Source organism: Niallia circulans NBRC 13626 (genome assembly GCF_001591585.1).
Classification (GTDB): Bacteria; Bacillota; Bacilli; order Bacillales; family Cytobacillaceae; genus Niallia; species Niallia circulans.
This window is the reverse complement of the sequence record NZ_BCVE01000019.1, coordinates 1-12,109: the sequence shown is the minus strand read 5'-3', so window position 1 is coordinate 12,109 and position 12,109 is coordinate 1. Positions and strand designations below refer to the sequence as shown.

Below are 12,109 nucleotides of genomic sequence, written 5' to 3'. Positions count from 1 at the left end.
TCAAACAACAAGGGGTCGAACAAATGAGAGGTATTTTATTTGCACTAATGGGTGGGGCATTCATTACCCTTCAAGGAGTGGCAAATGCAAAAATTAGTCAGGATATTGGTTCTTGGCAGGCAGCTACCATTACACAATTTACTGGTTTTGTACTTGCATTTCTAATCTTATTAATCGTAAAGGAAGAAGCATTTTCAAAATATAAACAAGTAAAGCCATTATATTTGGCGGGAGGTTCGTTTGCTTCGGTTGTTATTTTCAGCACGATTACCGCCATGCATTTAGTGGGGGCAACGTTAACAATCTCAACTGCTTTGATTGCCCAGTTATTTATAACCTTTCTAATAGATAGCAATGGCTGGTTTGGACTGGAAAAGCAGCAAATGAGAGCTCCGCAGTTTATTGGAATTGGTATGATGATAATAGGTGTTCTTTTATTAAAAATGTAAGGAGAACCATCCGTGAAAGAAATGGGAAATCTAGAGCAGATAGAAAAATATATTCGCAAGTTTCAATTAGAAGCAATCTTTCCGAAAAAGTTGAAAGACCATTTACATCTTTATGCTTTTAATCAAGGGGAATTTATTTGTACGCAAGGACAGGCAGCGGAATATCTTTACATTTTGGTAGATGGCAAGGTGAAAATATATACGACAACAGCAGAAGGAAAAACGTTAATTCTATCCTTTAAAACACCAATTGAAATGGTTGGGGACGTTGAATATGTAAGGAATACAGATAGTTTGAACACGGTGGAAGCTATCACAGATGGGGTGGTCATTGGTGTACATAAACGATATTTAAAGCAATATGCGAATGATTATGCCCCTTTCTTGCAGTTTCTATTGGATGTTATTACGAAAAAATTCTATATAAAATCTAGTTCGATGCGTTTCAATTTATTTTACCCAGTGGAAGTGAGACTGGCTAGTTATTTAGTATCTGTTTCTTTTGATAAGGAGGATCCTTTATACAATACGGATGGTAATGAAATTAATCTTAAGGATACAGCCAATCTAATTGGCACTAGCTATCGTCATTTAAATAGGGTAATACAGCAATTCTGTCAGGATGGATTGATTGAACGGAAAAAGGGGTTTATTATGGTGAAAAACCGCGATGGTTTATTGAATTTAGCTGGTAAAAGTATTTACGAAGAAGGGGCAGGTGAATAAAAAACATGATATATGGATTACTGATTGCATTTATTAGCGGGAGTCTCGTTGGGGTGCAGAATATATTTAATAATCGAGTAAATCAGAAGGCTGGTCTTTGGGCAACGACGACTCTAGTGTTAGCGTTAGGCTTTATTGCCTCCTTTACTTTGGGTATTATTTCAGAAGGTACAGGCCTTTTTCACTTAGAAAATATGCACACATGGTATTGGTTCAGCGGAATTATTGGTGTCGGTGTTGTTGTATGCATGACAAAGGGGATTAAGCATTTGGGAGCAACATATGCTGTGTCGATTTCTTTGTCTTCTCAGCTTGTTTTTGCCTTGCTATTTGATTCCTTCGGTTTATTGGGATTAGATCAGGTTCCGTTTACTTTCAAGCAATTAATAGGAGTATTAGTTATTATCGGTGGAATTCTCGTGTTCAAAATGGGTGGTGCATCAGAGAAGAAACAGCCAGTGAAAGAACTGCTGAAATAATAGGAGTGAGTTTACATGCAAGGATTACTGAATAATAAGGAAGAAACAATCAGCAAAAACGCTGGGAGCATGAAGTATTATCAAACATTGCTTTTTGATGTGGACGATACTTTACTAGACTTTGCAGCTGCAGAGGATCACGCCTTTCGATTATTGCTGCAAGAGCAAGGAGTTTCCTACAGAGATGAATGGAAAAAGCAATATCAAGAGCTCAATAAAGATCTTTGGAAAGCCTTTGAAGAAGGAAAAATAACGCGCGATGAGGTCGTCAATACAAGATTTACCCTCTTCTTTGACACATTGGGCATAAAAGTAGATGGTGTTGTATTACAGCAAAGCTACCGCAAGTATTTAGGAGAAGGAAATCAGCTGCTAGATGGAGCACTTGATTTAATACAAAGGATTTCCAATCGTTTTGATTTATATATTGTGACCAATGGAATATCAAAAATCCAAGAAAAGCGGTTAAAATCCTCAGGTCTTTACCCATTCTTTAAAGCTATATTTGTCTCAGAAGATACTGGCTATCAAAAGCCGATGAAGGAGTTCTTTGATTATTGCTTTGAACGAATCCCGCAAATCAACAAAGAGACAACTTTAATTATTGGCGATTCGCTAAGCGCCGATATACAAGGCGGCTGCAATGCAGGAATTGATACATGCTGGTTTAATCCATTAAAAAAGAAAAAGGAATTAGAAGTCCAGCCAACATATGAAATAGCCAAACTAGAAGAATTGCTTATTCTTCTAGACCAAGAAGAACAATCGAACCCTTAATGGATCGATTGTTTTTTATCTTCTTTGTCTAATTTTCGGATAAGTCCAATACAAGTTCTGGAAATTAAGAAGGTACAAGTTTCGGTTAGCAATGTATCATACCAATTCCAGCCCTTCTTATAGGAGATTAACTTTGTGTATTTTTCGAACAGAATTTCTACAATCGTCATCGGGATACTAAAACAAAGTGCTTTGAGAATAATTCCCGGTAGTTTGGAATGATAGCTTATTTGATTATAAACAACACAGGTGATTGGAAATAGTAAATAATCAAATAACACATTTATTTTAAAATGCTTTGGTAAAAATCGAACAGGGAAACTAAGGCGTTTTTTCGAAGTAACAATACCGTCAATAAAACTAGACAGATACCCTTTTAAAAAGAAAACAAGAAACCAATCCTTTGCTTGTTTTTTTCTAAAGATAATTGGTAAAAGTCCAATTCCTAAAAATAGGAGGAATCTTAATATTTTCCGTTCCACTAAATAATCACCCGTCTAGTTACGATTATCCTTTCTCTAAGTTATCACAGGATTTTTTTATATTCCCCCAATACGAAGAAAGTATGAAAAAAAAGCATCTGTTTGGATGCTTTTTTTGTGACAATGAAACCCCGTTGCTTTTTTAATCATGTGCTTTTCCGTTTAATTAATTCTGACTGCAGTAAAACAGTTTTTGGAATTTGTCTTTGATCTAGAATTTGCTCGAGAAGTAAAGAAACACCCGTCTTGCATAGTTCCGGTATATCAATATGAAAGGTTGTTAAGGGAGGTGATACATATTTCGCCACACTTATATTATTGACGCTTATAATACTAACTCTATTTGGAATCGAAATATTATATTCATTAAAAGCTTGAAGACTTCCGACTGCAATTGGATCAGAGGCAATAAAGAAGGCAGTCGGCAATTCTTCTTTTAAGCAGTCAATTGCTTTCTTTGTAACGGTATAGCCATCATTTACGGAAAAATGCCTTTCGCCAAATATATATCTTTCATCGAGCAATCCTATATTCTGCATATGTGCACGAAACGTGATTTCGCGAATATCCATTTCATCTTCATTCGTATCTGGATTATGATAGGTTCCACCAATAAACCCAATTTTTTGATGTCCATTTTCAATGAAGTAATCGATTGCCTTTTTGGTGATTCTTATAGTATCCGGTAATACAGCATCATATAGGTCAGGGACAGGATTAGTATCAATGAAAACCCCTTTTTTCGTTTTCTTTCTTAGTTTTTGAATTTCTTCCATCGAAAAGGCACCAACTGCAATAAAGCCAGAAATATCATGGGGGATACTATTTATACCGTCTTCATGTTTGTATAGATGCAATTCAATATTATGGTTAATAGCATTTTTTTCAAGTTCTAATCGCATTTGTTTAAAATAAACATCCTCCAGCTCTTCTTTATCCGTAATCCAGTAAAGAAGTGCAACCTTTTCAATAAGTGGTTGAATACTTTTTCTTTCATATCCTAACTCAAATGCTGTATCTAAAATTCTCTTCTTGGTTTCTGGAGAAATGGAGAGTGTTGAATCATTATTTAATAATCTCGAAACGGTAGATGGTGAAAAACCTGCCTTTTTTGCAATATCTTTTATGGTGACCATGTAAACCTCCTAAAAGCACTGTTCTCAATACATACATTATAAGCGATTTGTTTATAAATTAGTAATGTTTTTTAGTAAATTATTTTCCTGATGTTATTCTTAATAAGTAAATATTTTTATTAGTATTTATTATATTATTAAATTTATTAAGTATTGTATTTTTCTTTTTTAATAAAATATATTACTAAATATATTTACAAAAAATTCTTTGTATAGTATTCTTTTGTTAGAAAACGTTTTCAGACAATAGAAAAAGCAAAGGGTGGAAAAAAGATGAAAAAGAGGCTTACCGCAATACTTTTGAGTAGTTCTTTAGCTTTAGCGTTAGCAGGTTGTGGACCATCAGATGAGGCAAATAGCGATACATCTTCAAAGAAAAATAACAATGGCTATGATCTCCTTGTATGGGAAGATCAAAGCAAGTCGGAAGGAATTGCAGATGCAATTAAAAAATTTGAAGAAGAAAATAACGTGAAAATTAAAGTTGAAGAGAAAGCTTATGCAGATCAATTAGAAGATTTGCGATTAGACGGACCAGCAGGTACAGGAGCTGATGTTATCACAATTCCCGCAGATCAGATTGGAACGGCTGTAACAGAGGGGATTTTAAAGGAAATCACAGTTGATGATACGCAAAAGTCAATGTATACAGAGGCAGCGATGGAATCCCAAATGGTTGATGGCAAAGTATATGGGCTTCCTAAAGCCGTGGAAACGACCATTTTATACTATAACAAGGACTTAGTAAGTGAAGACCAATTGCCGAAAACAACAGAGGAATGGTATGAGTTCTCTAAAGGGGTAACCAAGGATGGAAATTATGGCTTATTGGCTTTATGGGATCAAATATACTATGCAAATGGTGTTCTAAGTGGATATGGAGGTTATGTATTCGGGCAGGACAGTTCTGGAGCATACAATCCAGAGGATATTGGTTTAGCAAATGAAGGAGCCATTGAAGGAGCAGAGTATATTTCTAAATTTTATAAAGATGGATTGTTCCCATCCGGAATTATTGGCGAGCAAGGGATAAATGTTCTGGATTCTCTATTTACAGAAGGGAAAGCCGCTGCGGTTATTTCTGGACCGTGGAATTTAGAGCCGTATGCGAAAGCAGGCGTCAATTATGGAGTAGCAGAGCTCCCGATGTTAGCAAATGGAGAACATATGGGATCCTTCATCGGGGTGAAAAGCTATAACGTAAGCACTTATAGTAAAAATGCAGAACTAGCAGAAAAATTAGTTGGATTTTTAGCAAATGAAGAGAATTCGAAAACACGCTATGAAATTACGAAAGAAGTTCCAGCAGTAAAGGCGTTAGCAGAAGATCCAGCTGTGACAGAAAGTGAAAATGCAAAGGCAGTAGCGAATCAATCTCAATATTCACAATTAACACCAGGCATTACAGCAATGGATGCAGTGTGGCAGCCAATTGACTCAGCACTTCAAACGATTGCAACAGGAAAAGCGAAGCCAAAAGAGGCTCTGTCAACAGCGGTCGAGACAATCAAAGGTTCCATTGCTGCTAATAGTGGAAACTAACTAGGAACAAGGAGGGGGCACAGTATCCAAAAAATACTGGTCCCTTTTAAAAGGAGAGAGGTGAAGTTTAAGTATGAGCTTCCAAGCAAAGGCAGTTGATACAGATACAAAGACAGCGAAAAGGGCTGCATTATTATCAATCATTCCAGGTTTAGGGCAGTTCTATAATAAACAATGGGGAAAGGGAGCATTCTTCCTTATCTTTTCTATCGCATTTATTGTTGTTTTTAAGGATTTATTTAATATGGGACTATGGGGGATTGTTACGCTTGGGGAACAAGTGCCCCGAGATAATTCCATCTTCTTACTTGCAGAGGGCATTATCGCTGTAATTGTTATTTTTTTCGGATTAGCTTTTTATTACTTCAATATAAAAGATGCGTATGCGATTGGAAAGAGAAGAGAAGAAGGATTTGCTATTCCCTCCATAAAAGAGCAGTATCAGGTTCTTTTAGCAGAAGGATATCCATATATCATTACAAGTCCAGCTTTCCTTTTACTTATTTTCTCTGTTATTTTTCCGATCCTATTTTGTTTTGCACTTGCCTTTACTAACTATGACCTGTACCATTCCGCTCCTGCTAATTTAGTGGATTGGGTAGGACTTGAGACATTTAAGAAGATATTTACCGTCGATATATGGCGAGCTACTTTTTTTGATGTATTAGGATGGACTTTAATTTGGACACTGATTGCCTCAACGCTTCAAGTGGCAATAGGGATTTTTTTAGCGGTGGTGGTTCATCAGAAGGAATTACGCTTTAAAAAATTCTTTCGTACTATTTTAGTGTTACCGTGGGCTGTACCTGGATTTGTAACAATTTTAGTATTTGCAGGCATGTTCAATGATAGCTTTGGGGCGATTAATACTTCCATCTTAGCTTTTTTTGGGATAGATAGTATTCCTTGGCTGACAAGCCCAAACTGGACACGATTGGCATTATTGCTTATACAAGGATGGCTTGGGTTTCCGTATATATTCATTGTCACCACCGGGGTACTTCAATCGATTTCCGATGATCTATACGAAGCAGCAACGATTGATGGAGCTTCCCCCATTCAAAAGTTCAAAAATATTACGCTGCCACTTATTTTATACTCAATGGCACCTATTATTATTACGCAATATACGTTTAATTTTAATAACTTTAACATTATCTATCTGTTTAATGCGGGAGGACCAGCTGTGCCAGGATCAACAGCCGGTGGTACAGATATTTTAGTTTCCTGGATTTATAAATTAACTATGCAGAACAGTCAATATGCACTTGCTGCTGCATTGACGATTTTACTTAGTATTTTTGTTATTAGTATTGCTTTATGGCAATTCAGAAGAACGAATTCTTTTAAGGAGGTAAAATAAGATGGCCAAAAAAACGGTCAGTATCAAAAAACAGCGGACTATTCGAATGACACTTACTTACCTCCTTTTGCTTATTGTATGTACCCTTATTATTTATCCGTTAGTATGGACGATTGGTGCTAGCTTCAATCCGGGTAACAGCTTGGTAAGTACGAGTATTATCCCAGATAATCCAACAGTGGGTCATTATAAAGACCTTTTTCAACAGGAAGGTACTCTTTACTATGGAAAATGGTATATGAATTCGATGAAGATTAGTATTCTCACAATGGTGTTTTCGATACTATGTGTCTCTTATACAGCATATGCTTTCTCTCGTTTTCGGTTTAAAGGGAGAAAAAATGGTTTAATGTTATTCTTGCTATTACAAATGATTCCACAGTTTTCTGCTTTAATCGCAATCTTTGTTTTGGCGCAAATGCTTGGGTTAATCAATAGCCATTGGCTCTTAATATTTATTTATGTTGGTGGCCAAATCCCAATGAATACGTATTTAATGAAAGGATATATTGATTCTATACCGCTTGACCTGGATGAAAGTGCGAAAATTGATGGAGCTAGCAACACCAGAATATTTTGGAGAATACTCATGCCCTTATCTAGACCGATGCTTGCGGTAGTTGCAATGAATGGATTCACTGCTCCGCTGGGAGACTTCGCGATATCATCGGTTATATTGAGAAATCCAGAATACTATACACTTCCGATAGGCTTGTATAAATTAGTCAGCGACAAAATGGGAGCAAGCTACACCACCTTTGCAGCTGGAGCTATTCTGATAAGTATTCCGGTTGCGATTGTATTTGTAGCTTTACAGAAGCATTTCGTATCTGGATTAACAGCAGGAGGAACAAAAGGATAAGAATCGGAGGGCATTAAGATGACAGATAAAACAGTAGCAGATAATCGCTTATTGCATGGTGGAGATTATAATCCAGATCAATGGCTCGATTATCCAGAAATATTGAAAGATGATTTACGATTGATGAAATTAGCAAAAGCAAATACGTTCACTTTAGGGGTATTTGCATGGAGTGCACTTGAACCAACAGAAGGGGAATTCCAGTTTGACTGGCTCGATGAAAGAATAGAGGCCATTTATCAAATGGGCGGGAGAGTTATCTTAGCTACTCCAAGTGGCGCTAGACCAGCATGGATGTCTAAGAAGTATCCAGAAGTCTTAAGAACCACCGAAAATCGCATGAAAATGTTACATGGGGGACGCCATAATCATTGTTTTTCTTCCCCTATCTATCGTGAAAAAGTAGCAATTATTAATAGAAAGCTAGCGGAGCGCTATGGAAATCATCCTGCGTTACTAATGTGGCATATTTCCAATGAGTATAGCGGCGATTGTCACTGTGGACTTTGCCAAGATAATTTCCGTAATTGGCTGAAAAAGAAGTATGGGACCTTAGATAAACTAAATCATGCTTGGTGGGGACCATTTTGGAGTCATACGATCACAGATTGGTCAGAAGTTGAATCTCCTTCTTCCATTGGAGAAAGTATGGTTCATGGTTTGAATTTAGATTGGAAACGTTTTGTCACTGACCAAACAATTGATTTTTACAAGCATGAAATAGTGCCATTAAGGGAAATCTCTCCATCTATCCCTATTACAACAAACTTTATGGCAGACACGCATGATTTAATACCCTTTCAAAGTTTGAATTATAGTGAGTTTGCAAAGCATGTGGATATTGTTAGTTGGGATTGCTATCCTGCTTGGCACAATGATTGGGAGGAAACAAAGGACTTAGCTGCAAAAGTTGGTTTTATCAATGATTTGTATCGCTCTTTAAAACAACAGCCTTTTCTCATTATGGAAAGTACACCAAGTGGCGTCAACTGGCATGATGTGAATAAAACGAAGAGACCTGGTATGCATTTGCTATCCTCCATGCAATTTATCGCACATGGTTCAGACAGTGTTCTGTATTTTCAATGGAGAAAATCAAGAGGATCCTCCGAGAAATTTCATGGGGCAGTAGTGGATCATGATAATAGTGAAACGAATCGAGTCTTTCAAGAGGTTTCAGCAGTTGGTGGAGCTCTAGAGAAGATTGCTGAAGTAAAGGGAACACATAAACAAGCAAGAGTAGCAATTGTATATGATTGGGAAAATAACTGGGCGTTAAACGATGCACAAGGATTCTCCGATTCAACAAAGCAATATCCTCAAACGTTGCAAAAGCATTATCAAAGTTTTTGGAAAAAGGATATTAGTGTCGATATAGTTACATTAAATCAAGAGCTTGCTTCCTATGATTTAGTTATTGCTCCAATGCTCTACATGATGTCTCTTGATACAATTTCTAAATTAGAAAACTATGTTGCAAATGGAGGAACACTTGTAAGTTCATATATTAGCGGCCTTGTTAATGAAACGGATCTTGCCCATTTATCAGGTTGGCCGGCAACGCTAAAACGAATATTTGGCATTGATGTAAAAGAAACAGATACTCTTTATCCAAAAGATAGAAATACCCTTACCTATAACGGGAAGCAATATGAAATAAAAGATTATTGCACCATTTTTGAAAGGAAAGAAGCGAATATTTTAGCGACGTATATGGAGGACTTTTATCAAGGGAATCCTGCTGTTGTAGAAAACTGCTACGGGAAAGGAAAAGCCTATTTTATAGGGGCAAGAACGGAACAGGCCTTTTTAGATGATTTTTATGAGGAATTGCAAAAAGAAGGTAATCTTGACAGCGAAAGGGAAATTCTGCATAAAGAAGGTGTTTCCGTCCAAAGAAGGGATTCGGCTGAGTGCTACTATTTATTTGTCATGAATTTTACAGAACAAAAGCAAACAGTAACGTTAAAAGAATCCTTTTTCGATTTACTTACACAAGAAATAAAGCAAGAACAGATAGAACTTTTGCCATATGAAGTAAGGGTGTTAAAAAGAGAAAAATAATGAGGAATAACAAAAGAGGACGACGGATATCGTCCTTTTTTTGCTGTTCTAAGTCGTAACCATAGCACCGCCATTTACATGAATCGTTTGTCCTGTCATATAAGAACCATCATCAGAAGCAAGCAACACATAAACTGGAGCAATTTCATACGGCTGCCCCGCCCGCTTCATTGGTACATCTGAGCCTAATGTAGCAATATTTTCAGCTGATTGTGAAGCAGGCTGGATGGGTGTCCAGAAAGGTCCAGGAGCAACAGCGTTCACACGGATACCTTTTTGCACAAGGTTGTTGGCTAGCGCTCTTATATAACTAACAATCGCACCTTTAGTCGTCGTATAATCAATCAAGTCACTTACCCCAATATAGGCAACCAAAGAGGTCGTATTAACAATACTGGCTCCTTCTTTCAAATAAGGTAGGGCAGCCTTTGTTAAGTGGAAATAGGCATGGATATTTACATCAAATGTTAATTCCCATTGTTCATCTGGTATGGAAGTTAAGTCTTCTCGCAAAAATTGTACAGCTGCATTATTAACCAAAATATCAATTTTCCCAAACGTTTCTAATGTTTTTTGCACAATGAATTCACAATGTTCTCTTCTTCGCAAGTCTCCTGGAATTAGTAAGCAGGAACGACCATAATGCTCGACAACTCGCTTTGTTGTTTCCGCATCTGTATGCTCGTCAAAATAAGAGATAACAATGTTCGCCCCTTCCTTCGCAAAAGCGACGGCAACGGCTCTGCCAATGCCGCTGTCTCCGCCGGTAATAATAGCTGTACGATCCTTTAACTTACCTGTTCCGATATATTTAGGGTTATCAAAAATTGGAAGTGGATCCATCAAATATTCAAACCCCGGCTGCCGTGTTTGCTGCTGAGGAGGAAACGTCCATTCAATTTCTTCACATTTTACTTCAGAACCATAATGTTGTTTCTTTATCGCAGTAATAACCTCCATCCTTTCTTACTTTTCCTGATTAATAAGCGTGGGGAGGAGAGGAAAGATTGAGATAAGGATGTATAGTGGGTGAAGGCTGAGTGGCATGGTATGGATAGTTTAGGACTCCTCCGGTTTGGTCACATCCTGGTGGTGGCCCGAGAATAGTAGACTGGGTAATGGGGGCAATGGCATGTGCGTAGGCGGCTTCGTTTACACAATAAGCTCTGTTAGCAATTTCCTTTGGCAAAAAACGTAGAAAATCAGAACCAAACACGATATCAGGTTGCGGCTGGTCGAAAATAGTAAGAAAATGAGTATTGTTTCGCAATGCTACTATCCAGTGGAACCACCCCTTTGGAAATTGGGAAGCTTGCCCGGGTTTTACATGATAAGTCATGATGCTTTGTGTAAAGGGGTTGAAGACAGAGGTCATAACTTCCCCACTAACGACAAAAACAAGTTCATTCACATTTGTGTGCCAGTGTGGCTGAACAATGAATCCTTGATTAAGATGGACATTGAATAACCCAGTATGTATCGCAGGCAATTGTTCAGAAAATAACTGTGTAATGTAATTATAAGAATCCCTTTTATAATTAACAGACTGGGTAGAATCCCCGAATAGTTGAAAGGAAGGGGAAGCTGGATTAACAGACATGATGTAGCCTCCTATTTTTCATATGGAAATATTTATATGGCTTACAACTTTAAATATATACAAAACTAGGTTGGCCTATGAGTGGGAAAATCAGTTTGTTTGTAGGAAAAGTAGGCAATGGCTTGATATGGATAGGGAAGGGCGGAAATCGAAGTGGGAGAATCGGCAAAATTTTGGGTATAACAGTTAAAATAGTGGGGAAATCAGTAAAAGTATAAGTATTATATTAGTCAAAATAGTAGGGGAATAGGTGAAATTATGAGTGTACCAGCCAAGGTGAAGGGGAAATTGGGCAAAGTGGAGAGGGAATCAGCCAAACTCCGAATATATCAGCCAAAGTGGAGGTAGAATCAGCCAAACTCTGAATATATCAGCCAAAGTAGAGAGGGAATCAGCCAAACTCCGAATATATCAGCCAAAGTGGAGATAGAATCAGCCAAACTCTGAAAATATCAGCCAAAAGGGAGGTAGAATCAGCCAAACTCCAGATAAATCAGCCAAACTCCAGATATATCAGCCAAAGCGGAGAGGGAATCAGCCAAACTCCAGATATATCAGCCAAAGTGGAGATAGAATCAGCCAAACTCCAGATAAATCAGCCAAAGTGGAGGTAGAATCAGCCAAACTCT

Annotated in this window: 12 protein-coding genes; 8 read left to right on the top strand and 4 right to left on the bottom strand. The window is 37.5% G+C overall.

Translation table 11 applies throughout. From position 1 onward, the window contains the following. The first annotated feature begins 23 nt into the window (after window positions 1-23). The 4 genes from BCI01S_RS18770 (at window position 24) to BCI01S_RS18755 (ending at window position 2,431) form a co-directional block, all read left to right on the top strand. Window positions 24-449: a DMT family transporter gene (locus BCI01S_RS18770; RefSeq protein ID WP_047943997.1), complete on the top strand. Its 426-nt coding sequence runs from the start codon at window positions 24-26 to the stop codon at window positions 447-449. Between the two features lie 12 nt (window positions 450-461). Then, window positions 462-1,175 (top strand): Crp/Fnr family transcriptional regulator, encoded by a 714-nt coding sequence (locus BCI01S_RS18765; protein WP_061800662.1) that lies wholly within the window; start codon window positions 462-464, stop codon window positions 1,173-1,175. A 5-nt stretch (window positions 1,176-1,180) separates the two neighbouring features. Next, the gene (locus tag BCI01S_RS18760) at window positions 1,181-1,654 is read left to right on the top strand and encodes a DMT family transporter (RefSeq protein WP_061800661.1); all 474 of its coding nucleotides are present in this window, start codon (window positions 1,181-1,183) and stop codon (window positions 1,652-1,654) included. 69 nt (window positions 1,655-1,723) lie between these two features. After that, complete coding sequence (locus BCI01S_RS18755) at window positions 1,724-2,431, top strand: YjjG family noncanonical pyrimidine nucleotidase (RefSeq protein ID WP_061800743.1); 708 nt, start codon at window positions 1,724-1,726, stop codon at window positions 2,429-2,431. On the opposite strand, the gene BCI01S_RS18750 is transcribed toward BCI01S_RS18755, so the two are convergent. Together BCI01S_RS18750 and BCI01S_RS18745 are read right to left on the bottom strand one after the other, a co-directional pair. Next, entirely contained in the window at window positions 2,428-2,913 is a 486-nt protein-coding gene (locus BCI01S_RS18750; protein WP_047944002.1) for a CBO0543 family protein, read from the bottom strand. The two genes, BCI01S_RS18755 and BCI01S_RS18750, sit on opposite strands and share 4 nt — an antisense overlap. 146 nt (window positions 2,914-3,059) lie before the next feature. Then, a complete protein-coding gene (locus tag BCI01S_RS18745) occupies window positions 3,060-4,049 on the bottom strand; it encodes a LacI family DNA-binding transcriptional regulator (protein WP_061800656.1) in 990 nt (329 codons plus the stop codon). Window positions 4,050-4,322: 273 nt separating this feature from the next. Here BCI01S_RS18745 and ganS point away from each other — a divergent pair, with 273 nt between their 5' ends. The 4 genes from ganS (at window position 4,323) to BCI01S_RS18725 (ending at window position 9,880) form a co-directional block, all read left to right on the top strand. Then, window positions 4,323-5,591, top strand: a complete 1,269-nt coding sequence (ganS, locus tag BCI01S_RS18740; RefSeq protein ID WP_047944006.1) for a galactooligosaccharide ABC transporter substrate-binding protein GanS — start codon at window positions 4,323-4,325, stop codon at window positions 5,589-5,591. A gap of 73 nt (window positions 5,592-5,664) precedes the next feature. Next, a complete protein-coding gene (locus tag BCI01S_RS18735) occupies window positions 5,665-6,954 on the top strand; it encodes a sugar ABC transporter permease (RefSeq protein ID WP_047944007.1) in 1,290 nt (429 codons plus the stop codon). Window position 6,955: 1 nt separating this feature from the next. Continuing rightward, the gene (gene ganQ, locus BCI01S_RS18730) at window positions 6,956-7,816 is read left to right on the top strand and encodes a galactooligosaccharide ABC transporter permease GanQ (RefSeq protein WP_047944009.1); all 861 of its coding nucleotides are present in this window, start codon (window positions 6,956-6,958) and stop codon (window positions 7,814-7,816) included. 18 nt (window positions 7,817-7,834) lie between these two features. Next, complete coding sequence (locus BCI01S_RS18725) at window positions 7,835-9,880, top strand: beta-galactosidase (RefSeq protein ID WP_061800654.1); 2,046 nt, start codon at window positions 7,835-7,837, stop codon at window positions 9,878-9,880. A 48-nt stretch (window positions 9,881-9,928) separates the two neighbouring features. Here the strand turns inward: BCI01S_RS18725 and BCI01S_RS18720 are convergent, their stop codons facing one another. After that, window positions 9,929-10,840: an SDR family oxidoreductase gene (locus BCI01S_RS18720; protein ID WP_061800651.1), complete on the bottom strand. Its 912-nt coding sequence runs from the start codon at window positions 10,838-10,840 to the stop codon at window positions 9,929-9,931. A 19-nt stretch (window positions 10,841-10,859) separates the two neighbouring features. Then, complete coding sequence (locus tag BCI01S_RS18715) at window positions 10,860-11,480, bottom strand: cupin domain-containing protein (protein WP_061800649.1); 621 nt, start codon at window positions 11,478-11,480, stop codon at window positions 10,860-10,862. Window positions 11,481-12,109 lie beyond the last annotated feature (629 nt).